Origin of the sequence: Croceimicrobium sp., from assembly GCF_965228705.1 — a bacterium.
Classification (GTDB): domain Bacteria; phylum Bacteroidota; class Bacteroidia; order Flavobacteriales; family Schleiferiaceae; genus Croceimicrobium.
In genome coordinates, this window is record NZ_OZ245832.1 from 216,611 (window position 1) to 239,670 (window position 23,060).

33 protein-coding genes are annotated in these 23,060 nt (G+C 44.0%); all 33 read left to right on the forward strand.

Annotation, left to right across the window (positions count from 1 at the left end):
- Positions 1–631: 631 nt before the first annotated feature.
- The 33 genes from ACO05P_RS00905 to ACO05P_RS01065 all read left to right on the forward strand — a co-directional run bounded on the left by ACO05P_RS00905 (position 632) and on the right by ACO05P_RS01065 (position 23,030).
- On the forward strand, positions 632–877 hold the full coding sequence (locus ACO05P_RS00905; protein WP_421752907.1) for a hypothetical protein: 246 nt from the start codon (positions 632–634) through the stop codon (positions 875–877).
- Positions 878–1,072: 195 nt separating this feature from the next.
- On the forward strand, positions 1,073–1,600 hold the full coding sequence (locus ACO05P_RS00910) for a hypothetical protein (protein WP_421752908.1): 528 nt from the start codon (positions 1,073–1,075) through the stop codon (positions 1,598–1,600).
- Positions 1,601–1,616: 16 nt separating this feature from the next.
- A complete protein-coding gene (locus tag ACO05P_RS00915) occupies positions 1,617–1,811 on the forward strand; it encodes a hypothetical protein (RefSeq protein WP_421752909.1) in 195 nt (64 codons plus the stop codon).
- A complete protein-coding gene (locus ACO05P_RS00920) occupies positions 1,804–2,049 on the forward strand; it encodes a hypothetical protein (protein WP_421752910.1) in 246 nt (81 codons plus the stop codon). The genes ACO05P_RS00915 and ACO05P_RS00920 overlap by 8 nt, the downstream gene beginning before the upstream one ends.
- 3 nt (positions 2,050–2,052) lie before the next feature.
- The gene (locus tag ACO05P_RS00925; protein WP_421752911.1) at positions 2,053–2,427 is read left to right on the forward strand and encodes a hypothetical protein; all 375 of its coding nucleotides are present in this window, start codon (positions 2,053–2,055) and stop codon (positions 2,425–2,427) included.
- Positions 2,428–2,429: 2 nt separating this feature from the next.
- Positions 2,430–2,810 carry a hypothetical protein gene (locus ACO05P_RS00930; RefSeq protein WP_421752912.1) on the forward strand — a complete coding sequence of 127 codons (381 nt, stop codon included), beginning with the start codon at positions 2,430–2,432 and terminating at the stop codon, positions 2,808–2,810.
- 11 nt (positions 2,811–2,821) lie between these two features.
- Positions 2,822–3,322 (forward strand): hypothetical protein, encoded by a 501-nt coding sequence (locus ACO05P_RS00935; RefSeq protein WP_421752913.1) that lies wholly within the window; start codon positions 2,822–2,824, stop codon positions 3,320–3,322.
- 7 nt (positions 3,323–3,329) lie between these two features.
- Positions 3,330–3,524, forward strand: coding sequence for a hypothetical protein (locus ACO05P_RS00940; protein ID WP_421752914.1), 195 nt, complete (start codon positions 3,330–3,332; stop codon positions 3,522–3,524).
- Between the two features lie 19 nt (positions 3,525–3,543).
- Positions 3,544–3,960: a hypothetical protein gene (locus tag ACO05P_RS00945; protein WP_421752915.1), complete on the forward strand. Its 417-nt coding sequence runs from the start codon at positions 3,544–3,546 to the stop codon at positions 3,958–3,960.
- 32 nt (positions 3,961–3,992) lie between these two features.
- Positions 3,993–4,244: a hypothetical protein gene (locus ACO05P_RS00950; protein WP_421752916.1), complete on the forward strand. Its 252-nt coding sequence runs from the start codon at positions 3,993–3,995 to the stop codon at positions 4,242–4,244.
- A gap of 24 nt (positions 4,245–4,268) precedes the next feature.
- A complete protein-coding gene (locus tag ACO05P_RS00955) occupies positions 4,269–4,472 on the forward strand; it encodes a hypothetical protein (protein ID WP_421752917.1) in 204 nt (67 codons plus the stop codon).
- A gap of 27 nt (positions 4,473–4,499) precedes the next feature.
- Positions 4,500–4,988, forward strand: a complete 489-nt coding sequence (locus ACO05P_RS00960; protein ID WP_421752918.1) for a DUF4468 domain-containing protein — start codon at positions 4,500–4,502, stop codon at positions 4,986–4,988.
- A gap of 134 nt (positions 4,989–5,122) precedes the next feature.
- On the forward strand, positions 5,123–5,344 hold the full coding sequence (locus ACO05P_RS00965; protein ID WP_421752919.1) for a hypothetical protein: 222 nt from the start codon (positions 5,123–5,125) through the stop codon (positions 5,342–5,344).
- Positions 5,341–5,586 (forward strand): hypothetical protein, encoded by a 246-nt coding sequence (locus ACO05P_RS00970; protein ID WP_421752920.1) that lies wholly within the window; start codon positions 5,341–5,343, stop codon positions 5,584–5,586. Before ACO05P_RS00965 ends, ACO05P_RS00970 begins: the two co-directional genes overlap by 4 nt.
- 122 nt (positions 5,587–5,708) lie before the next feature.
- Positions 5,709–6,443 carry a hypothetical protein gene (locus ACO05P_RS00975; protein ID WP_421752921.1) on the forward strand — a complete coding sequence of 245 codons (735 nt, stop codon included), beginning with the start codon at positions 5,709–5,711 and terminating at the stop codon, positions 6,441–6,443.
- A complete protein-coding gene (locus ACO05P_RS00980; RefSeq protein ID WP_421752922.1) occupies positions 6,436–6,843 on the forward strand; it encodes a hypothetical protein in 408 nt (135 codons plus the stop codon). Before ACO05P_RS00975 ends, ACO05P_RS00980 begins: the two co-directional genes overlap by 8 nt.
- Positions 6,834–7,325 carry a hypothetical protein gene (locus tag ACO05P_RS00985; RefSeq protein ID WP_421752923.1) on the forward strand — a complete coding sequence of 164 codons (492 nt, stop codon included), beginning with the start codon at positions 6,834–6,836 and terminating at the stop codon, positions 7,323–7,325. Before ACO05P_RS00980 ends, ACO05P_RS00985 begins: the two co-directional genes overlap by 10 nt.
- The gene (locus tag ACO05P_RS00990; RefSeq protein ID WP_421752924.1) at positions 7,325–8,848 is read left to right on the forward strand and encodes a hypothetical protein; all 1,524 of its coding nucleotides are present in this window, start codon (positions 7,325–7,327) and stop codon (positions 8,846–8,848) included. Before ACO05P_RS00985 ends, ACO05P_RS00990 begins: the two co-directional genes overlap by 1 nt.
- A 2-nt stretch (positions 8,849–8,850) precedes the next feature.
- On the forward strand, positions 8,851–10,770 hold the full coding sequence (locus tag ACO05P_RS00995) for a hypothetical protein (RefSeq protein ID WP_421752925.1): 1,920 nt from the start codon (positions 8,851–8,853) through the stop codon (positions 10,768–10,770).
- Position 10,771: 1 nt separating this feature from the next.
- Positions 10,772–13,087 (forward strand): hypothetical protein, encoded by a 2,316-nt coding sequence (locus ACO05P_RS01000; protein ID WP_421752926.1) that lies wholly within the window; start codon positions 10,772–10,774, stop codon positions 13,085–13,087.
- A 638-nt stretch (positions 13,088–13,725) separates the two neighbouring features.
- On the forward strand, positions 13,726–14,943 hold the full coding sequence (locus ACO05P_RS01005; RefSeq protein WP_421752927.1) for an ATP-dependent Clp protease proteolytic subunit: 1,218 nt from the start codon (positions 13,726–13,728) through the stop codon (positions 14,941–14,943).
- 24 nt (positions 14,944–14,967) lie between these two features.
- The gene (locus ACO05P_RS01010) at positions 14,968–16,164 is read left to right on the forward strand and encodes a hypothetical protein (RefSeq protein WP_421752928.1); all 1,197 of its coding nucleotides are present in this window, start codon (positions 14,968–14,970) and stop codon (positions 16,162–16,164) included.
- Between the two features lie 76 nt (positions 16,165–16,240).
- A complete protein-coding gene (locus ACO05P_RS01015; RefSeq protein WP_421752929.1) occupies positions 16,241–16,816 on the forward strand; it encodes a hypothetical protein in 576 nt (191 codons plus the stop codon).
- 74 nt (positions 16,817–16,890) lie between these two features.
- Positions 16,891–17,286: a hypothetical protein gene (locus ACO05P_RS01020; RefSeq protein ID WP_421752930.1), complete on the forward strand. Its 396-nt coding sequence runs from the start codon at positions 16,891–16,893 to the stop codon at positions 17,284–17,286.
- Between the two features lie 90 nt (positions 17,287–17,376).
- Positions 17,377–18,540 carry a hypothetical protein gene (locus ACO05P_RS01025; protein ID WP_421752931.1) on the forward strand — a complete coding sequence of 388 codons (1,164 nt, stop codon included), beginning with the start codon at positions 17,377–17,379 and terminating at the stop codon, positions 18,538–18,540.
- Positions 18,540–19,034 carry a hypothetical protein gene (locus tag ACO05P_RS01030; protein WP_421752932.1) on the forward strand — a complete coding sequence of 165 codons (495 nt, stop codon included), beginning with the start codon at positions 18,540–18,542 and terminating at the stop codon, positions 19,032–19,034. The genes ACO05P_RS01025 and ACO05P_RS01030 overlap by 1 nt, the downstream gene beginning before the upstream one ends.
- Positions 19,031–19,492, forward strand: coding sequence for a hypothetical protein (locus ACO05P_RS01035; RefSeq protein WP_421752933.1), 462 nt, complete (start codon positions 19,031–19,033; stop codon positions 19,490–19,492). Before ACO05P_RS01030 ends, ACO05P_RS01035 begins: the two co-directional genes overlap by 4 nt.
- Positions 19,489–19,830 carry a hypothetical protein gene (locus tag ACO05P_RS01040; protein ID WP_421752934.1) on the forward strand — a complete coding sequence of 114 codons (342 nt, stop codon included), beginning with the start codon at positions 19,489–19,491 and terminating at the stop codon, positions 19,828–19,830. The genes ACO05P_RS01035 and ACO05P_RS01040 overlap by 4 nt, the downstream gene beginning before the upstream one ends.
- Before the next feature lies 1 nt (position 19,831).
- Positions 19,832–21,163, forward strand: coding sequence for a hypothetical protein (locus ACO05P_RS01045; protein ID WP_421752935.1), 1,332 nt, complete (start codon positions 19,832–19,834; stop codon positions 21,161–21,163).
- Positions 21,160–21,516: a hypothetical protein gene (locus tag ACO05P_RS01050; RefSeq protein ID WP_421752936.1), complete on the forward strand. Its 357-nt coding sequence runs from the start codon at positions 21,160–21,162 to the stop codon at positions 21,514–21,516. The genes ACO05P_RS01045 and ACO05P_RS01050 overlap by 4 nt, the downstream gene beginning before the upstream one ends.
- A complete protein-coding gene (locus tag ACO05P_RS01055; RefSeq protein ID WP_421752937.1) occupies positions 21,513–22,019 on the forward strand; it encodes an N-acetylmuramoyl-L-alanine amidase in 507 nt (168 codons plus the stop codon). The genes ACO05P_RS01050 and ACO05P_RS01055 overlap by 4 nt, the downstream gene beginning before the upstream one ends.
- Positions 22,019–22,486: a phage holin family protein gene (locus ACO05P_RS01060; RefSeq protein WP_421752938.1), complete on the forward strand. Its 468-nt coding sequence runs from the start codon at positions 22,019–22,021 to the stop codon at positions 22,484–22,486. The genes ACO05P_RS01055 and ACO05P_RS01060 overlap by 1 nt, the downstream gene beginning before the upstream one ends.
- Positions 22,476–23,030, forward strand: a complete 555-nt coding sequence (locus ACO05P_RS01065) for a hypothetical protein (RefSeq protein ID WP_421752939.1) — start codon at positions 22,476–22,478, stop codon at positions 23,028–23,030. The genes ACO05P_RS01060 and ACO05P_RS01065 overlap by 11 nt, the downstream gene beginning before the upstream one ends.
- Positions 23,031–23,060: the final 30 nt, after the last annotated feature.

Below are 23,060 nucleotides of genomic sequence, written 5' to 3' on the forward strand. Positions count from 1 at the left end.
TCAGAACCAGGAAAAATTCAAGTTTTCACAAAATATGAGTTGAAAGGTGTAGGTGTGAAGAGAATGGGACTAAAGTCAAATGGTGAAACGAGATATCTTCTTACACAAAGAGCTTACGAAAAGGTTAGTCATAAATGCGAGTGGATTGGGTGAAATTAAAGCGGGGGCGTCGCAATGCTGAGGCGACAGGCCCCCGCGCCTATTGAAATATTAGGGTTCCTGCCAAAGTATGGGTCCCAACGGGAGCGGACGAGGACTAAAGTGTTATTCCTGTTTCCTAACGATCAGCCCCTAATTTCTGAATGTATGATCGGAACGAAATAAAGACGCGGCAGGCTAAGCGCATGAGTGTTAAAGGAATGAAACAGCGGAGTTTCGCAATTCTTGCAGATAAAAATTGTAACGCGGGGGGCGTAGCTCCCCGATTTGCGGGGGTCGCTCAATTGGAAGAGCGAACGGGTGCACCCCTTTTTTAAACTGGAATGCATAACAGTTTCTAAAAGGACAGGGCGTTAGATTTGGGTTCGAGTCCCGACCACCGCGCAACTACATAGAGATAAAAACCCTTTGCCCGACTGGTTTCCTAGAATAGAGGTTTGAATCGGGCTTTGTTAAATCTAAATCGTTCGAAATGCAAAAAATGAACATTCGAATATTTGACCCTAACCAAGTCAAATCTTACCAATCACTTCAGAAGATCGCGGAAGTCTACCGCCTTTCTTTTCGTCGACTTGCTCAAGTCGAAACTTGGTTCCTATTGAACTTTGGTTCACACATGAAATTTGAAGCCGCTACAGATTTCGACGTCGAGGCCGCGAAGCGCGCGGGGAAATACTACGAAGAGAATATCGAAATCGAAACCGAAAACGCTGCGTAGTTATGGAAATAGTTGTTGTAAAAGAGTGCGCGAATGGAAACGCCTCTGTTGGTACTGAATGGTTAGAAACAAAGGTGTTTGAAGAGTCTAGCACGATTAAAGAGGTCTTAGACTGGGCTAATCCGATTAGACCTTTTGAGAAGAAAAGATCTAACTACCAAGGTAGGATAATGATAACAGTAGCGAGTACAGGCGATGGAATTTGAAGTGTTTATAGTGAGCGACCCAGGCGACGAGGTCGCCCACGCTTACGAGGATTACGAGTGTATCGAAGCTAATATATCTAGCCGTGAAAAACTTATCGACGCTTTATACTGGGCAAAAGCCGCGGGCCGTAATGGCCCCGTTTTCGACGCGATGATCCGAGATAAGGCGGACGACGCGATCAGCGTTCTAGGCGTCGGTTGCCCGCATTCCTGCGGACCCTCGGATTATAGCCACGGCGGAAAATGCGAAAGAATGGGGTGTCGGAAGCCAGACGAAAGCGACGCGACGCCGTCGAATCAGGCGCTTAATCTATTGATGAACCTAGCTAACTTCTGCGGGGCGGAATTCGAAAACGAATCTTTAGCGGTGGACTTTATTAAGGAATACGGTCGGCAGTTCGCTAAGGCAGCGTTCGAGGACGCTAAAAAGCTGGCGCCGCCGAAAGACAGGGGGGAATTATTTTCTAATCGTTTCGAAACCTTCGAAGATTGGTTTCAACAATCAGATTTTATATAACGACAAATCGAAAGCCATGAGTAAGAAGAAGATTAGTCGTTTTGAATATGCCATAACGGAAATTTGTGATCCTGACAATATCCATAATTATGAAGCTTACACTGAAGCTGAGGAGCGTCAACAAAGAATTAAAAACTTAAATAGTCAATTGGGTAAGATTCGGACTAAGGATGGCAGAAAGCTGACAATAAAGGATATAAGCCATGATTAGACTACTAAAAAAGCTGACTACCGCCCAGGAAAGATATGATTCTGCCATCGAACAGGCTGAAGCAGGTCTAAAGGGCAAGATAGAGTTTGATTTCTTCATTGTGTACCAGGATTCTGATTTGTGTTGGGTAGTAGTGGATAGTGAAAATTCAGACAATGCCCCGCTTTCAGATTGCTTGGCGATCATAGACGAAAAAGGCAAACTCACTTTAGAAGATTACAAACGAAAAAGAATTTAAGCCATGAGTAAAGAACTAAGCGCAGAGGAAATAGCCAAAAAGGCTTTTCTTGAACAAGAAAGCGGGTTTTCATTTGAAGGTTTAGACAAAGTAACAAAGAAACTGGTTGTTAAATCGATGGAAGAGTTCGCCACCGCCCGTCTCGAAGCGTATAGGGAGGAGTTTGAAAAAGCAATAGACCTACTCGAACGTCAAAAGAACGGATTTGAAAGTGATAGAGATAATGAACCGAGCAAATTAGATCGCGCTGATTATGAACAGTACGATATGATTTGCGAGTTTCTAAATTCACTTAACGCCCACGAATACACCGAAGCAGAACAGAACTGCAAAGGGTGCTTTGGGCCGTGTGGATATTGTAGAACTAAAGAAGATTAGTGATGGATCATATACCTACAAGACATTTCAACAGCACGATTTCATTCGGTGAAAGATTCGAAATATTGAAGAAATATTCAGGAAGCGACTGGGATTATGTCAGGCAATTCTTAAGTGAAACACAACAGGTTACTAGATCTGCTGTAACAATATCAAACGTTATTAAAAAACATTTTGATGTTGATTTATTTCCGTCGGTTTTTAAAGTAGCGTGTAAAGGTTGGGGCGCAGGTGGCGGTACGGCCTACTTTAGTATGTTCGGCAGAAACGGGTCGGTTTATCTGTTTTGGTCTCCTGCAAAGGATTTCAAGGCCATGAACGGGGCTTATTCTGAATATAGCGACGGATATTCGGACGGTTTTGAACGGGATTATGTAAAATAGACAGATTAGCGATGATTGAATTAGGTAACACCCCATTTGAAGCTGAAGAATACAAAGACAGTGGTGACTATCAAGTATTTGATAGTATTGGAAATCTTATTACAATGCCTCTTCCTGAAGGAATGGCCCGTGCAATCGCGGCGCTTCCCGATACTTTACGCGAGATCGAAAACGCGAAACTGAAAATTCAGCGAATTGAGTTAGCAGTAAAGCATTATAAGGAAGAGAACAATCAGTTAAAGCAACGTGTCAAAAAGTGCGAGGTAGGAACTTTACGCAAAACTGAAATGATCGGTGAACTTCGGGAGTCTATTATTACAGCCGAGAATAAAGAAGCGGCCGTCCGTAAACGGCTTAATATGTTGGAAGAGGCTTTTGAACTAAAGGATGTCGAAGAGTACCTGCAAAAGAATTTCAGTCCATTAGATGGAATTCATCAGAATAATGTCTCAAACTTTTACCCTTTATCGGCGTACCACATAAGGTCGTTAATCGAAAACCTTAAAACCTAGATTAAAGATGAAGTTTGAGGACATTAAAAAAGGACAACGTTTAAAGGTAAGTGTAAGGTTATCAAGTGGTATTTACAAATTCATGCCTGCTACAGTTCAATATAAATTAGAAAATTGGTGGTGGGCTAGAATGGATCATAATAATGAATTAGAATCTATTATGCCCCATCGAATGCAAAATGTTTGTGAACTTGATAAATAAAATGAAATCGAAATAGAAGATGTGTGAAAAGAAAATACATGGTTGGGAACTTACCACCAACGAAAAAGGCGTTGAATTAGCCGTAGTAAATGCAGAGGCGTTAAGAGCGACCATTGCGGAACTTGAATCCGTAAAGTCCGAACGCGACCAGCTCAAGGCCGCCGTCGCCGATATGGTCCGACTCCTGGAAAAGGCAAACGCGGGCCTTTCCTGGTGGCGCGAAAACTTCCCGTCTGGTACGGGTCCCGCTGACGCCGAATTCCTGTCCAAGAGTAAAGCGGCGGTAGAGAAGTATTCGGAAGGCCCCGTCGATTGCGCCGAGTGCGAAGGGGACGGTTTCGTTTTGCGTTTCGAAGGTGTCGACGAAGGAGTTATTCCGCCGCCTGAAGACTGCCCCGTTTGCGCGGGGGAAGGAAAGGTTCCGAAGGTAGCTTAGTTAGAATCTAGGTTTTGTAATAATTTATTTGCATGAGCGATTTTGATGTTATGAAGGTAGTAATATCTGTAATGATTGGAGAGTTTTTAGGAAGGGCCACTTATTCGATTACTATGCCGATTTTTAAAAAGCTTTATCGTTGGTTTGTTCCTGAGAGGATTAGCGTTCTTGATTTGAGGATGAAGAACCCACCGCCGCCACCGCCGAAGAAGTCGGAAGACGACCTTAAGGCCGATGTATTGGACTCCGTCGGCCTCGATTTCAATAACGGCGGCTTTGTTTAAACCCTATACCTTATTTTTGTTTTTATGAACGAACAGAAAGAGAATCTTCGCGCCGTATTAGAAGACTTGAAGGGGGTTATATCAATTTCAAAACTAGAAAAGCAGGCGGGCGTCCCTTCGGGCCTCGTCTCTAAGTGGCTTCGTAATGCTCAGGATCTACCCGAAAAATACGTCCCTTTTGTAGTTACCGCCCTAAAAAGTATCGCGACAAAGATCGCCTTCCTTTAATCGTTTCGCCTCACTAACAAAGTCAAAATGAAAAACGTTATCGCCCTTTTGTTTTCCTTCGTTGCTTTTTCCGCGATGGCCCAGAGCAACCCGACCGAGATCCCGCCGACAGTTGTCGAGGTCGATTCGGTCTTCACTAAAGAGGACGTTTACAAGAGTCTGAAGGTTTATATCGCCGAAAGCTTCAAGAACGCAAACGCGGCTATCCAGATGGATGATTTAGACCTGGGGGTAATAATTGTAAAAGGCACTTACGAAAACTACATGAAAGGAATCTTCGGGGAACGAAATCCCGCGGGTTTCTGGCACTTCACCGCTAAATTTGAGGTAAAAGACGGGCGTTATCGTTATTCGGTTTACGATATCTACCTGGAACAGGCCCAAGCGACAACGTACCCCGATAAAATTTACAGGTGGGACGACTATCGCGCGAACCGACTGCGGGAAATGATCGCGGAACTTCAGGCGACGTTCGGTTCGATACCCGTTGAGGCGACCGAGTCCGAAGACTGGTAGCGGTTCAAACCCTATAATATCAAGGCTGGCCAGTTGGTTGGCCTTTTTTTAGCAGGAAATTATCCTAATATTTGGATAAAAGAATAATTAAAGCGTATATTTGACTAATCAAGAACCACAAAAGTAAATTCGAAATGTACACCAAGACAGGAAAAGAAGTAATTGAGGCAGCGAAAAAGGGATTGCCAGATATCAATCTTAGCAGAAGGTTTGAGTTTCGTTTAGCGGAACAGATTAACAGAATAATCAACGAGAGAAACGGTCTTGAAAATAAGATCTCTAAGGTTTTGCAGGGGTTTGAAGTCTTTAACCCTGAAACTAGCAAAGTAATTGCAAAAAGCAAACGGGACTTATGATTAAGAAAGCCGTGTCAGACCGCATGAAGCGGGAAATCTACAGAGACCTTTCGAAGTATCACAAAGTAGACTTTGAAAACAAGTCGTTCGACGATTTGAATGAGGGGCAAAAGGCCCTTTTACATAACCGCGCGCGGGTCGTGCAGTTTAAGAAGCGTAAAAGCCAGGGCACCACTTTAGCCGAACAGTTTTTCAATCACTTAGCGACCGCCGCCGATCGCGCTGGCTGGTCTATTAAATAGAATAAAATGAGCTATACAGTAATTACGGCAGCGGGAAATATCTCTGTAGATTCAGCAGAAGAGGCGCGGGAGTACAGACGCCTATACGGTTTTGCTGTTGTCAGAAATCAAAGTTCAAGTGAATGCGATTGCGATTGCCACGACGAAGAGGATTAAAGATAAGAGCGAACGGGAAGAAATTCTTTCTTTCCTTCTCATGGGCGCGAATTCGGGTTTCCGAAATCGACGCCCTTTTCCGTTCTGGGTCGGATCTTGACGCCCTTAGGCTTCTAAGCAATATTTCAGAAAGTATTCTTAAGGGTTTAAACTCGAATCAGGTCGAAGCGTTGATTCAGGCGGTAGACTGGGAGGTCCCCCAGGAATCGAGCGGGGTTAATGTAGGCCGTTTGGAGTGGTGGAAGTTAGAACAGGCTATCGAGGTTATACAGAAGGCGCGGCGGCCGTTATACGCCTTACCTCGGCTTTACTGGCTTTACCACTATGAGACAAGCCCCGAAAACGCTAGTTCTGAGGATTTACCGAAGTCGGTTTCTAAAAAGCGCTTTGGGGAAATAATGCGACAGGGCGCGACGGTTTTAGCCTCTATCCTTGAGTTTCTTTCGAATTTCGAGGCCTTGAACGAAGGGTCGGGGCCTAGCGGGGAAGAGATCGAAGCGGGAATCGAAGGTCTTCAGAGTTTCGGGACACTTTCAACCCTTTACAGTTTGTCGAAAGGTGATGTTTTGAAGTTCGAAGAAGTGCAGAATCAGCCAGCCGAGACGATCTACTTCGTATTGCTTTATGAAAAATCCCTTAACGGATACAGGGAGCGACTACACGAGATTCACAAACGAAATTTAAATACAGAAAATGTTTGAAGTAATAGTCGGGATAATTGAGAGGGTCGCCCTGGCGACGGCCGACAACGTCGATTTCTTCGAGGGGCGTTTAGCGGACACTTACAAGACGGGCGAGGAGGGTCGCGACGCAATTCACCTATATCCGTTTATTACTGAGAAAACGAATTTCGGGGTCTCTACGGATCTTTCGATTGGATTCTGGCGTATTGACAGCCCGAGAAACGGAAACGATGATAGGCGTAAAATAGTGGCGTCTATGGACGTCCTTAGCGATTTGTTTCTGGATGCTCTTGAAGATGAAGCGGACGTCGAGTTTGTTTCTGTACCCAAGAAGGAGCCGCAATACCAGAGTTTAAGCCCTAGTTATTCAGGGTATTTTGTTACGATTCAGTTAAACGTTCTGAAGCCTTGCGTTTAATTAAGCCCATATTAACCCAAGTTGCGGAAGAGTTCGCACAGTCAGTTATTGACGGTATCGCTAAGAATATTCGGGAGAAAGATATCTTAGGGTATGGTCCAATGAACAACACAGGGCGCGCCGCCGATTCAATGGGTTACACCTACGACGGGCGCAAGTTGGTTATTTATTCGAACTGGTCTTTCTTCTGGACTCTGGAAACGGGCCGCGGTCCTGGCAAGATGCCGCCGATAGATCCGATTCTGGACTGGGTGCAACAAAGGGGAATCTATTCACCCGATGTAAGTCCCGCTTCAATGGCGTTTTTAATAGCTCGTAAGATCGGAAGAGAAGGATCGCTTCTATATCGTAGCGGCGGAAACTCTGGTATTATAACCGAGTACACAAGCGCGGATTTTATTCAAAGAAATTTAACTGATAGAGCTAGGGACGAGTTAATCCGAAGGACTATCGAAACCCTTCAAAGCGAAATTGCTGCCTAATGAACACAATCTTAACACTTCAGGACCAGCCGCAGGAATACGGGCCGATTTTTAACGGACTAAAATATCGGTTCGAGCAATTCGGAACGACTGCTTTGTCTTTTTCAAACGATTCGGGGTATCTTAAATTCGAGACTAGCCAATCGGATCAAACCGAAATACAAAATTCTGGCGGGAAGGTTTTTTTATCGTCGGGAACTTATAGGAAAGCTGTTTACGTGACAGAGTACAGCGAAAGCGGCGGTTCATACTACCTTAAAACCGATTTGCTTTATTCTCTTTTTAACGGATCTGTTTCGCTTCGTTGGGCGATCCCTACGGCTATAAAGTTCACTGTTACGGCTGGTTATTCAAACGCATGGATCGCGAATTCGGAATCGCAGTTTCCCGAAAAACCAGCGAAGGTTTTAGCGACGTTTGATGTTTCCCCAAACCCGATAACGGGGGAATATTTCTTCGACGTTGGACCTCTCATTCGTTCCTATAATTCACCAAGCAGCAATATTTCGCAGGGCTTAACGTCTTCCTTATCTCTAGCCTATCGAATTGGGTACACGAAAACCGAAGGCGGAGTTAACACCTTTACGCAGTTTTCGACCAGATACGGATTTTATTCGGCGGTTAGTTCATTGACCGCTTTTAATTCTGGCCTTAGAATACCTTTTAACAGACTTGGAGCGATAACTTTTAGAGATCACTTAGGGTTTGCTCTTCCTTGTCAGGTGTCGTTTTTGAACAATACCTATAAGGCCGTCGAAAACTTGCGGATTGACCCAGGTATTAGACGTGTGGGGAACTCTGGTTCGTTTGATATTTTGACGGGCGCGAAGTATTATTTCACTTTCGAGCTACCCGCCTCACTTGCGGGAACGGTGACTTTTAACTTACCTGCTTTCGTGTCTTACGACCCTGCTATCGGTGGCGCCGCGAACGAGTATCGGTTCCTTATAAATCCGCCTTTTGGATCCCCAGACGGTTCGTTTAGTCCCCTTGAATTTAGCGCGGACGATTTCGACGTATCAGACACCGCGGCGGGTAGTTATGAAATTGAGATTCTGGAAAACGGAGCAACGGCCGCGACTGCTACTTTCAATGTAATAGAGTCTTCGAGGGTTCGGAACGTGGATTCCTGCGAAACACCTTTAATCTTAAGCTGGTTAAACCGTGAAGGCGGTTTTTCTTCCTACGTATTCAAAACCAATAAAGAATACTTCCTGGACTTCGAGAGCGAAACGAATTTTATTGATTCTGAAAGAGTGAAAAGGAAGTCAGAGACCAAAGGCTTCAGGGATGGTCTAAACGTTCGTTCTGGTGTTATAGGAGCCTTTGACCGCGAGTTTATTCGCGATTTAATGTTTGCCCCTGTTGTATTTGCTTTTGATGAAAATACAGGGGCTTTTGATATTCCAGTTTTCATTCCTTCCAATCGTTTCACATGGAAGAAGGACCGATTAGTCCCTTCAAGAAACCAGTTTGAATTCGTGGCCTACTTCGCTAAGGAAAAGAACCTTCAAACCCTTTAATTGTGGAGATCTATATAAACGGCCATCAATTAGACGGATACACAGGGGACCCTGTCGCGGTTACTTTTGAGCTTGCGGACTTTGGGCAGTTCGTGAAGCCGAAGGGCGGATATTCAAATCAATTCCGAGTATTAGCAACTAATGTAAATCGCGGGATATTCGATTTTGCCGACACCGTGGCCGTTAATAGTTCGAACGCTTACAAGTTAGCTGAAGCGGAAGTTCGCGAAGACGGGCTTCCTTTGTTTTATGGTAAGGCAATATTAGAGGAGGCGGGCGAAAACTTCGTTATAACCATTTTGCAAGGCAATAGCGAGTATTTTTCATTGATTAACAACCTGAACCTTCACGACCTGGAGATTTCGAGTATATGGGCGGGGGATTTCACACAGGCGCACGTCGCGGGAAGAAGACTTCAAAATACGGGCCTTTTTTATCCTTCTGCTGAGATTGGTCAGACACTTACTAAGGCGCTTCAGGACTTACCAAGCGAAGGACTTACAGACGTTGCCCTTCAAGAGACTGAAGACTGGCGTCCTGCGATTCAGATCAAACCTATTATTCAAGCTATTGAAAATTCAATCGGATGGAACTTTTCGGGGCTTGAAGATTTCGACGACTACGAAGAACTTTGTTTTCCGTTTACCAAAGGAGAATTTACCAGGAATGATTCGTATATCAAGAACCGACGGATCAGAGTCCGTTTTAGCAACAATTTCGCGGCGGGTTCTTCAGAACCTTGGGAAGTTGGAAATTCTGGGACTATTGGTTCGGCTTTTAGTTATTCGGCTGGTGATGCTTTTGCTTCATTCCTGAATTCAGGAGAAGGAAATAGAAATGTTCGTTGGAAAATCACCGCCCGCGTTCGTGTAGATGGCGCGGTGGGAATTAACCCTTCATTCCCGATTCGGTTTACCTGTCATACTTCGGATTCGTCCAGGGATATAGGAAAAATAAAAGGCGACGGGATATTTGAGTTTGAGACTGATTCAAACCAATGGAGAACCGACGCTGATAAAATTTACTTTCCCGAATTCCTGGTTCCTTCTGGTTCTGCAAATATCATTGCAGCAGATTCCTATTTCGAAATTTCGCCTTGGCCAGTTGTTGAAACAGATATTTCAACAGCTAATAATTACTTTGAAGCTGCCGATTGTATCAAGAACTTAAAGGCCTCGGAATTATTAAATTTCCTAGCATTTAGATACGCCCTATTATTTAGCCCCGATTCAGTTGGCAAAACGATTAACTGTATTTCGATTAAAGAAGTAATTAATCGGAAAAACGACCCTTTGGACTGGTCGGGTAAAATAGATCTGTCACAAACTCCGCCCGTTTCACTAACTCTGAAAAACTACGGGCAAGTAAATACAATCACTAGGCCAGAGGGCAGCGAAGCGGAAACGGAAAACAACCGAAGAGGAGTATTTGAGATTGATTCGGAACTACTTCCTAAAGAAGAAGAAATATATTCCTGTCCCTTTCAGTTGTTTGGGGTTGTGGACTCGTTTAACGGCGAAAGGGTTCTTCCAAAGATACTTTTATATCCAGATCCAAACGAAGAGCCTGAAGAAATTCCGCCTATAATTTGCCGAGCAAGGTTAAGCGACGAAAACCTGGTTTTAGCTCCTTTTCAATATCCGAGCTTATACGCTAACTACGATCAAGCGGCTGTTTTGTCTGTTTCAGGATTAACGTTTGACGAGATCTTAGCCGAATACTGGGACGAATTTATCGACGTGATTCAGGAGATTAAGGTCGTTCAGGCTGATTTTGTACTTACAACCGAAGATATTTTAAACCTCGATTTAACCCGACCGATTTACGTTTCGCATTTCGGGGCGGTTTTCATTATTCAAAAGGTGAACCAGTACAAATTCGGTAGCCGTGAAAGTACCCGATTAACATTATTAAAAATTTGATATGTCGCAAGCGGTTGTTTTAGAAGTTGACTTTAATTCGGATCAAGCGATTCAGGAAGTTAGCAAGCTTAGGGCCAGGTTAGCTGAACTGAAGGAGGAACAAAAGGCCCTTAAAAAAGAAGGGAAGGAGGGTTCCGACCAGTTTAGCGATAACGCTATTCAAATAAAGCTTCTTAATACTGAGGTAAGGAAATACGAGAAGTCAATTATTGACCAGAATCGAATACTTCAATCGAATACTGGTTCTATTGAACAGCAACGCGCAACGCTTTCGGTACTTACGGCGCAATATAACGCACTTTCTGAGGAGGAGAGGGAAAACACACAGACAGGAAAAGACCTTCAGGCTTCAATAAAAGCCACAAGCGACGAGCTCAAGGGATTGGAAGGGTCTGTCGGGAATACGAGCCGAAACGTCGGGAATTACCAGGAAGATATTGAAGCCGCGGCGGCGGGGACTTCCATTTTCGGAAACGCCGTTCCTGGCGCTGTCTCAGGATTGAAAAGCTTGATAGTTTCCGCGAAGGCTTTTATCGCTACCCCCTTGGGGCTTACGCTTGCTGCCATCGCTGGAATACTTCAAACTGTTAAGGCAGCTTTTTCAGATAGTGAGGAGGGCCAAAACAAGTGGAATAAAATCGTTGGGGTATCAAACGCCATTTTAGGAAATTTCAGGGACCTAATCGCCGACGCTGGCGAGTTTATTATCTCAATTTTCGAAGACCCTCAAGAGGCGATTAAGAGTTTCGGGAACCTCATAAAGGATAATATTAACACTAGGATCGAGGGCCTTTTAGGCCTCTTCCCGTCGTTGGGTGAAGCGATCGAACTTGTATTTCAAGGTGAATTTTCCAAAGCTGGAAAAGTAGCCTTAGACGCAGTCGGAAAGATTGCCTTAGGTGTCGATTCGGTTACTGAGTCAACGGAAAAAGCTGTTCAAGCGGTTTCAGATTTTGTAGATCAAAACATAAAGGAAGCGGCCGCCGCTGCTGATGTGGCCGACGCAAGGGCTAAGGCTGATAAAATCGAGAGGGAACTATTAGTCGATAGGGCTAAGCTGGAAGCGGATATAGCTGAATTAAGACTTAAGTCCAGGGAAGAGGATAGATACACAGCAGAAGAACGACGCGGCTTTTTAATAGAAGCTAGGGATCTTCAGGACACTTTGATCGACCGCGAAAAAGAGGTTGCCACATTAAGAGCGGATGCCATCGCGATGGAAAACACTTTCGCGAGGAGCAACAAGGAAAACTTAGACGCGGAAGCGGCGGCGAAAGCTGAGATTTCAAGGTTAGAGGCCGCGAGACTTAATCAAGCGAGACAAGTTCAAAGAGAGCTAACCAGGATAGACAAGGAAATCGAGCGAAACGCCAAGCAGGCAGCGGCGGAAGCTAAGAAAAGAGCTGAAGAGGAACTTAAGGCGCAAGAAACAGCGGCTAAGGTTGCGGCGGAAGGGATTCAGGCAGAATTTGATAGGCAAGCCCTATCTGTACAGGAGCGATACGCGAACGGAATTTTAAGTCGTGAGGAATACGAAGAGGAATTGCAGGATTTAAACCTAGCTTCTTTAATGGCTCAATCTGAAGCTTTGAGGTTTTACGGTCAGGATACTTTGAAGCTTGAGTCAAGTATTGCCAGCGAGCGAATTAAAATTAGAGAAGCGGAGGCAAAGCAAAAGGAACAGATTCAAAAAGGCGAAGCGGCTGGGTTCCGCCAAAGCTTAAACCAGATACAAGGGTTATTCGAAGAACACACAGCCGCTTATCAGGCTATTAGAGCTACCCAGGCCATTATCGACACATATAGCGCCGCGAATATGGCCCTTTCAACATACCCGCCGCCATTGGGGGCGATAGCGGCTTCGCTTGCGGTTGTTCAGGGTTTGATTAATGTGGATAAGATCCGAGAGCAAGCGACTAAATTCGAAGACGGCGGGCTAATTGAAATAGGTGGCCGACCACATAGTCAAGGCGGAACTAAGTTTTTTGGAGAAGACGGAACCACCTTTGAAGCTGAGCGAGGGGAAGTTCTGGCCGTCGTAAACAAACGATCTGCGCCAATGCTTAAGGGTCTGTCTTCTGTTAATGAGTTGGGCGGCGGTGTGTCATTCTTTAAAGGCAGTCGGTCCGTACTAAGGGACGGCGGACTGGTTACGCGGGCCGCGTCTTCTCAAGTTCAGGAAAGAATTGAAAGTCGTAAATTGCAAACCGAATTAGCTGATTCTATCGAACGGATTCAAATCGTTACGAAATTAACCGACTTGGAGAAGTATAGCGATAGGAGGGCAGTTCTTACAAAGTTTTCTGAATTGGGTTAAAGTGTTTGTTTTCGCGTGGTTCTTAATTGCTATTATCTGGTATCGGGTTCGACTTGAGCGATCCGCGAAAAGAAAGTCGATGAAAGCCAGGAAGGAATACAGTCTTAAAATAAAAAATGCGCCTTTAAAGGGCGCAGGTTCAACAATTAGAGAGACACAAGACAAGTCGAAAGTTTTCCTTAGGAAGGTTTAGTTCTAGTAATTGAATCGCTTGAAACTGGTGTTAGAAAATCGTCGTTATCGAACTGTATCCAAGTGATTTTTCCTTTTGATTTTACGATTCTAAATTTTCGGTTTGCGCTTGCGGAAACGTTAGGTCTCTGGTTCTTCATGATGCAGATAAAAGTTAAGTATCACTAAAATATTCTTTTTGCTTATATTAAGCAAACGTTAAGTGTCGAACGGCGAAGAATTGTGTTTATTTCGAATATGACCTTTAGACCAGTCTCTTATAAGCATTCTTAAGACGGTGGATTTATTAACTCCGTAGTCGTTCAAGGCTTTTTCAAATTCCTTGTTAGTCTCTTCAGGTATTTGAACGTGAATGTTCGCAAAGTTGCCCATTAGCCGAATATTTATTTCCGTCGTAACGCCAACAAATATACGTTAAACTTATAAATCAAGTCCATATTTGCGATATGGACAGACCAAAACTTTCACTTTCTGGATATATAGCGCCGAAAGATCCCTGGTTAGAGGCTTGGGGTATCGAGGACGTTAATGTTTCCGCGGAAATGGTTCGGGAATTCTTGGACGACAATAAAGAAGCCGACGAGATAGAGATATATCTCGATTCTTACGGCGGGTCTGTGTCTGAGGGGTTTAAGATTTACGATTTGCTTACCACCTCTGGGAAGAAGGTCATTTTCGAATGTACGGCCGCCTGTTCCATTGCGACAGTAGTTTTTCTAGCTGGCGACGAACGCTATCTAACCGCGAACGCGGACTTTATGATCCACAACGCCAGATTTGACGAGTCAGCTTTTTGGGGTAAACAATGGACCGCCGACGAACTGGAAGAAATGCTTCAAAGCGTGAAAGAAGCGGACGGCAAAATCTTAGACTTTTTCGTTGAAAAGTTAGGCGACGACAAGCGTCAAGAACTAACTGATGAAATGGCTAACGAAAAATTCATGTCTATAGATCGCGCTATCGAATTGGGTTTTGCGACTGGTCGCTTGGAAGAGCGAGAAGGTAAGTCGAAATCTACTAAGGCGCTTCTATTTACCGATTTGATTATCAATAAACTAGAAATGAGCAAACCAGGAGAGAAAACAGGTTTCAAGAACTTCTTAGACGAAATGCGTCAAGGGTTCCAAGACATTACGAACCTGATTAAGCCGAAGCCAACCGTTAAAAACGTTGTTCTTCAGGTTGTCGAGGGTCCTTCTATTTATGTGGAAGAGACTGAAGACGGAGGTATTGAGGGCCAAACGGCCTACATCGCAAACGAGGACGGAACGGCTTCCGAAGAAATGGCGCCAGAAGGCGATCACGTTCTGGAAGACGGTAGGACTATTTCGGTTTCTGCTGATGGGGTTATCACCGCCGTATCGGAAGCAAGCGAAGAAAACGAACTCGAACAGGCCCGACAGGAAATTCAACGACTGAAGGATCAATTAGCCGAGAAGGAAGGAACTGTTAAAGACCAGAAGACTAAAATCGGGAACCTAGAAGCCGCTGTTTCAAAGTTCAAGGAACTTCAAAACAAGTTTACTGAAATGGAGAATAAGATCGCTTTTGAAGACGAAGAAGAGGAGGAAGAGGTCGAAAGCCGAAAAGATCCTAAGGCTAAAAAATTGGGAATCGCTGGCGCTATCGCTGCCCATATTCGCCAAAAATCAGAAGTAAAATAATAAACCCCGCTTAAATATTTAAAAATGAGCAAACCAACTTTTACCGATAACACCTACGCGGGGAATGTGGACCCCGAAATCTATCTTCCTTTGCTTTTACCAAAGGGGGGAATTGCCGATCGTGGTCTAGTTACTGTAAAGTACGGGATCAAAAAGCGCGAAGTTATCCGAGATCTGGACGTTAATATTAAGTTCCAGAATCGAAGCGCGAAGTTTGTTGACGACGCTTTGAACGTAGAGTTCGCCGAAACATACCTGGACCCTGTAGGGTATGAAGTAATGAAAGAAATCGACTTCTTAGACTTAGTTAAGTCTTGGGATGCCGCTCAAATTAAGCCAGGGGCCGCGGAAGATTACGTTCCGCCCGCAAACTTAAACGAGGTCCTTTTAAACCGAATGGCTGAGCGAATCGGGAACGCGAACGAAGAGCTTTATATTAACGGTAAAGCTGGCGTTACTCAAGCCGTGGTTGCGTTCGACGCTGATTATAACGGAATCGTCTACAAGATGGAGAATTCCGCCGACACTCGAAAAGCAAGCCTTAACAGTTTGGCGGGTGTAGCTGTTGCGGGAATCAGTACCGCGGACGATGAAGTTACCACGTCCACCGCTCACGGTTTTAATACTGGTGATATGGTTACGCTTGTTGGCCTTGATGGAAACCAACAATATAACGGCGTTTCTTTAAATGGGCAGTCGTTTGTAGTTATTAAAACAGCAGACACGAAGTTCAAGCTTGAAACCGAAGAAGGGGTTAGCGTGGATATAACGGGAGTTACCGCCGCGACAACTGGAACCGCGGTTTCTATTAATGAAACTAACGTCGTTCAGGTTTTAAGCCACATTTACCGACGTACTCCAAGAGCAGTTCGAAACCAATCCGATTTTAAACTTATTGTTCCCGATCATGTAGCGGATAGTTACAAATTAGCCTTAGCAATGAAGGCGGACGGGGCAGGAATGTTTACTGTAGGAGATCGCGAACTGGACTTCTTAAGCTTTGGACTTGAAAAGCTTCCTTATTTCCCCGCTAACAGTATTGCGGCCTGGAATGCTGGAAACGTATTCTTAGGGCTTGATGGTACGGACGACGCGGAGAAAATCCGAATGAAACATTTGGGTGAAGCAACGATCGACGATGTGGTTCGATATAAGGCTTCTATGAAGTCCGATATTAACGCCAAGTTCTTCAACGAAATTTATTGGGCACGGCCCGTATAATTCGCGCCGCGACTAAAGAAGGGGGAATTACCCCCTTTCTTTCTTTTCACCGAATTACGCATTAAATCTTTATTCTATGTGCATTAAAATAACTGGCGACCTTAACCCATCGTGCGACGCGCTTTCAAAGCGTGGAGGCTTCGGTAAAAAGGTTTATATCGGTTTCATCGACGAAATTGAAAGTATCACTTTTGGTACTGGTAATGAGATCACCGCCTTAACCATGAAAAATGGTAAAAAGCTCTTCAAGTATTCAGGATATAAGGGCAGAAATAGCGCGGGCCTCGATGGTAACTTTAGTGATATTTTAAACCTTAGAAATCACGTAGTTAATTTAGCCCTTTTCGCTAAAAGTGCCGCCGAATTAAACTCTATTGACGAACTAGTCGATTCTAAAGATATGTTCGTTATAGTGGAATCGAATAACAAAACATTTGAGGTCTACGGCATTTCTAAAGACGGAGAACTGGACAATTACGGATTGAACCCGACCGCGTTCAACCGTCCACAGGCCGCAGGAATGACCGACGATAATGCTTATCAAATCACCTTGTCGGGAGAGGTTCCAAATATTGAGATCCTTTTAAATCTAACCGACTTCGACACAACTAAGACCACCTTAGAAACGACCCTTACAACAGAAGCGGCGTAAATTTTTTCGGGTCCGTAGGTTTTTCCTATGGGCCCTTATTCAGTTAAATCTATCCACAATAAAAGACTTTTAAAATGGCTAAGAAAAACAAGTATCGTTTTGCAAAAGGGTTTGAAGATACCCGAATCGTAATTCCTGCTTTAAGGATTAACCTTTCAAAGGAAAACTTCAAAGACGAAACCGTCGAACAGCTACTTAAAAGCTTCGGAAAGCGATACGCACATAATTTCGAGTTAAACGAAGATCCTATCGACTCCAAGGATCAGGAGAAAGGGCCAAACGCAAAGGAACGCGCTAAAATTGCCAAAGAGGCCGAATCTACCGAAGAACTGGACCATTTAGAGGAGAACGAAACCGCTTCGACCGTTCTTAAGGCTATTAAGAAACGTCGTGAAGAGTTGGCGGAATTAGAAAAGGCCAACCCTGGCGACGCGGGAGCCGATGAAGGCGACGAAGAGGAAGAAGAATAATTTCTATTCCCGAACAATATGTCTAAAAGTAGAAGAAGAGTTCGTTCCACTTTAGGCAAAGCTTATAAGGTCCTGGTAAACCTCGTCCCTGTGATTGAGGAGCGCCAGGACACTTTAAGTTTCGGCCAAAAAGACGACCTTCCTAATAAGGTGGTTGAAACCGTTTATTCATCTGGAACGGCTTCTTCCTGTATTGGGCGTATAAATTCATTTATTCAGGCCAAAGGTTTTGTCGACGACAAGACGAACAACGAAAAGGCCAATAAGAAGCAAACTTTCGAAGATCTTTTAGTCGATTTAGCTAATACGGCTTCTTTTTTCCCAGGGGTTCCGATACTTGTAAAGTACAACGAATTCGGCGAAACTGTTAGTATCGAAAGTGTTCCCGTAGGGCATATTCGACCCATTTCAAACGGAAAGTTCATAATTAACAAGGATTTCGGTACAAATAAGAGACGTAAGAAAGACGATATTATAGTTTCTGAGTTTGACCCTAACGACAGGCCCACGGACCGAATTAAATCAATCACAAGGCAAAAAGAGGCGTATCGAAAACAAGTAGGCGAATTATATTATCCGATTCAAAAGTGTTTGTTACCTAACGGGGATAAACTTCCAATCCCTGAATTCATTGGAGGATTAGAAGATATTGAGAGCGACGCGGCTCTTTCTGTCTTAGAAAACAGAAATATCCGCCGAGGCTGGCGCCCGCAGGTCGTTATTGTAACGGGTGAGATTGACGACGAGACAGAGGACGAAGACGAAAAAACCGACAAAGATTATTTCAACGAAACCCTGAAGAGATTCCAAGGCGAAGACGGCGCGCAAATAATGCACCTGGAAACCGTGGAAGGGGAAGTCGAACCAAAGGTTCATTTGTTAGACGGTAAATCAATATTGAATGCTACCGACAAGGCAACAGAGAGGGTTTCGCTTAAGGTCTGTCGAGTTATGAACGTTCCGCCTGTAATTGTTGGCTTTTCAAGCGCTGGTAAACTTGGGGATCTTCAAGAATTAGAAAATCAAATAGAATTATTCCTTTTGACAATTAACAAGCGACAGCGAATGATTACGCGGGCGCTTGAAGCTGTTACGAAGGACTCAAAATTCAAGAACTTAAAGTTCGATATATCTTCTCTAAACCTGTTCAAATTTATTCCTGCGGAGCTTTTGAGCCTTCTTTCTAAAGAGGAGATCGCAAAGCTTTATGAAATAACGCTTCCAACCACCGAACAAAGTAATTCAGTAGAATAATGGGCAGCATAATAGGAATTCAGGAGGTTCAAAAGTTCGCCAATGTTCCGAAGTCGATCGACGGCCAAACAATTGAACCGTTGATAAAATCGGCGCAAACCTTTGATTTAGAACCTAAGATAGATCCGATCATGTTTTCGGATTTATTGGGTCCTATAGATAACGAAGCGCGACCAGAGCTAGCAGAATTTAAAGCCGAAAAGGTGGCGCCCTTCTTGGCGTATCATGTATTCATTAGGATGCTTACTTCCTTCGGGAGGGATTTAAGTCCTTCGGGACTAATTAAACCTAGCGATCCGCGCGGAACATTCCAGCCAGCAGACGAAAGAGATCGGTCCGCGATGATCCGACAAGCTCAAAGCGATTTAAACGTTTATGAAACCCGTCTTTTCCTGGCTTTAGATGCGGCAGGTTATAAGTTTGACGGTGTTCAATACGTGGAGCTAACTAAGAAGCCTAAATCGGGCCGAAAGTTTAAAATTTCAGCGATATGACAAAGGGGGCGATTGAAAACTTAATTGCGACGAATGTAGCGAATGAATCTAATGTAACAGCCTCAGAGTTAAGGGAGGTTTTGAGTGCTTTATTATCGAACGACTACTACGAAACTACTCTTTCGGATACTGACCAAGCCCCTGAAGGTTTGGGAGGGTGGACCAAAGGTTTCACCGTCGCTGATATAAAGAATAAAGGCATAGTCGAAATATTCGACAAGCTATTCTTTCAGGGACTTCAAAGGGTAGTAATTGAAGACGTCGCGGTCGTTGAAGGTCCAGAGCTTACCGTGTTGACTGATATTTCAGACGTGGCAATTTTAAGGTGTCAAGTAATTGGACCAGACGGAACGGATTACGCTGTTCGATATCGGGCCACCATGTCAAAAAGCGAATCGACGTTTAACCTTCCTTCGAACTTTCCTTCGGGAACTTATAGAGTAATAGCTTACCGATGAATCCAGCAACAGTAAACGTTCAGATTGAAAAGGGTGATTCGCGCGCATTTACCTATTTACTTAGAGATGTAAACGAAGTCCCTCTTGATATTTCTAGTCTTTTGTCTGATTTACAGGTGAAGATTAAAGCTTCAAAGAACGATTCAAGTTCTGAGATTGTTCGGAAGTCATTAGACCAGGGAAATATCTCAGTTCCTGAGTTAGGTAGAATTTCCTTTCAAATCCTTTCCCAGGATCTCAAATATTTTTCTGAAGGCCTGTATTTCTGGGAATTAAAACTGGTGTTTTTGGACGGAACCGTAGAAACTTGGTTTAAAGGCGAATTCAAAATCGTTTAAGATGATAATCGAGAAGAAAATAATTGACGGCGAAGTAGTCCTTGAGGCTAAAGACGAGGTAAACGCAATGGCTGAAGCGATCGCGGCTAAGGTTGCGGCTCAGACGGCAAAATTAGAAGCTGAAACCGCTAAAAATATCGCGGTAGATGCTCAGGAGGATTCGGAGGCGGCCCAAGTATTGTCTGAAGATGCAAGGGATCAGGCTTTGATCTATAAGAATGAGTCTGAAACTGCTAAAACTGGCTCTGAAACTGCACAGGGTTTAGCTGAAGAAGCAAGGGATCAGGCTTTGATCTATAAGAATGAGTCTGAAACTGCTAAAACTGGCTCTGAAACTGCACAGGGTTTAACCGAAGAAGCAAGGGATCAGGCTTTGATCTATAAGAATGAGTCTGAAACTGCTAAAACTGGCTCTGAAACTGCACAGGGTTTAGCTGAAGAAGCAAGGGATCAGGCTTTGATCTATAAGAATGAGTCTGAAACTGCTAAAACTGGCTCTGAAACTGCACAGGGTTTAACCGAAGATGCCAGAGATCAGGCTTTGATCTATAAGAATGATGCTGAAGGAGCCAGAGATCAGGCGTTGATTTATAAGGGTGAAGCTGAAACCAGCGCTACAAACGCGGCTACCAGTGAGGCCAACGCGGCCACAAGCGAAGCAAACGCGGCTGATACCTTTATTAACGGGTTTCAGGACGTTCACAAAATGCGAAACTCGCCATATCGAGGACCTTTGGGCCTTCTTACTCTATGGGATAATTTCCAGCGCGAACCGACAACAAATATTGATGTAGTTAGCGGTGTAACTTTAACGCCTAATAATGTACCCTATTACCTAATCGACGGGGCGACAGCTACTATACAGCCGTCTGCCAATCGAAACTGGTTGACTACGTCAGGCGGCCACGGTGTAGGTTTTAGCGCTGCTGATATTTTACAAACTTCCTCGCCTGCCTTACGTCAGTCATTTTACTGTGAGTTTGTTACCTCTCCAAATAGTTCGAGCAACCGCTATGGGATTACATTGTATAAGGATACTAACAACTGGTATCGTGTCGCTTTCTCATCGTCTACCATTTATGTTGACCAATCCGTTGCGGGGGTTGTAACGAACCTTTTGGAGGCATCTTTAGGGGCCACCTTTTTACGGGCCTTATTTAGGATTCAAGTGACCTACAGCGCGCAAAGTAATGCGGTAGGTGTGGCTTTCCTGAATTTGCTGACAAACTTTATCCCACCGAATCCAACGGCCTTTTTACCTGGGGAAATCACTTACATCTGTTTTGAGGGTGTTCTACAAAGTATTAATCTATCAAAATACCCGCTCCAATGATCGTACAAAGCAAAATTGACAACGGGCTGAAACAGGCCGATATACCACAAGGTTTGGAGTATGAAAGTGCAACCTATCGCCCTTCAACCGATGATTATGTAATCAAATTCACACCTGAACAGGAAGAGGCCAACCGTATAACGCCCGCCCAGGGTCGCGCGCAACTTGACCGCGACGGATTGCTTTCTGATATATCCAATCACATTGAGCAAAGTTCTAATACTGAGCTTCGAATATTCTGGGAATATTCAACGTACTGGGACCGAACTACGCCGACGATTCAGGCTTTGGCTTCTGGTTTCGGTATAGATCTAAGCCAATTCTGGAAAAAAGCTAAAAAAATCCAACTATGAAACGCAAAGTCGACCTTATTGTAGTGCATTGTAGCGCCACAAAACCCGAATTAAGCCGCACCTTGGACGCCGAAGAAGTTCGCCGATGGCACACACTACCCAAGAGCCAAAACGGCCGCGGGTGGTCCGATATCGGCTATCATTATTTTATTAAACATGACGGAACTATAGAAGAGGGAAGGCCGATTCGTCGTTCTGGCGCCCACGTAAAAGGGTTTAACCGTCGATCAATTGGTATTTGCTATTCGGGTGGGCTGGATGAAAACGGGGTTCCTAAGGATACGCGAACCCAAGCCCAAAAGACGGCGCTTAAAATCATTCTTAAGAAGTTGATAGGATTAAAGGATCACCCCGAAATTGAAATTTCGCCAGTGGTCCAAGTGGTAGGACACAGGGATTTAAGTCCCGATAAAAATGGGGACGGTAAAATCTCAAAAAATGAGTGGTTAAAGGACTGCCCAAGCTTTGACGCGAAGACGGAGTATTTCAATTTAATCGACTAATGATGAAGGAAATTTTCCCTTGGGAACAGCCTGAAAGCCTTAGCGCCTTCGGTGTTAAAGTTTTGGTTTGGTTCCTTGCTATTTTATCACCGATTTACGACGTTATGGGCGCCGTTATCGTTTTGGTATTGATAGACTTCGCGACAGGTGTAGGAGCCGCGATGAAGAGCAAGGAGGCTGTTAGTTCGCGTAAGATGCGTAACACCGTCAATAAGTTTCTGTTTTATACACTTACAATTATAGCCGCTCACATAGTTGAGACGAAAATAACGTCGTCACTTCCTTGGCTTAAGCTTGTATCGGGATTTATAGCGATTACAGAGCTAAGAAGCATTTTCGAGAATTTCAACAGGATTTTTTCGATAAATATCTGGGATTTCATAAAGGAGATTTTAAAGCAAACTAAGGCGGGTGAAACTTTCTTCGACGCAATTAACAAGAGTAAAAAGCCAAAAGATGAAAATTAGATTTTTAGCCGTTTTAAGCGCGCTTCTTTTTATTTCGGCCTGTTCGGTAACGAAAACCAATAAGTCGACAGAAATCGAGTCTAACAACTACAAGGAACTAAGTTCTTCCGAGTCTTTCCGTTCGGCTCAAAGTTCCATTAGTGACACGGTTGTAATTCACGACACTATAATTATAAGGCCCGAAACGCTTACCGAATTGGAAGTTTCAAACCTTTGTGATTCTCTTGGGAATATTCGTTCGGGAATACGAATTTCGACAGCAAACGCGAATATTGAAACCGATACGGCTGGAATTCTCCGTGTAAAGTGCAGGTGCGAAGAGCAAGTAAATAGAATCACTTCAGAAAAGAAGGTGTTACGAATCCAGAATGATAGCTTAATTTCAAAATCCGATAGTCTACAAATAGAGATTGAATCGCTGAAAATTCAGAAAGAGAAATCGGAAAAGGTTAAGACTAGCTTTAAGTCTATCCTAGTTTCCTTTTCGGGTTGGATTCTGTTTGCGGTATTTTTTATTCTATGGATCAAATCAAAGCTGTTCTAAAAGTCGGATAGTGGATAAATGAAAGGGGGC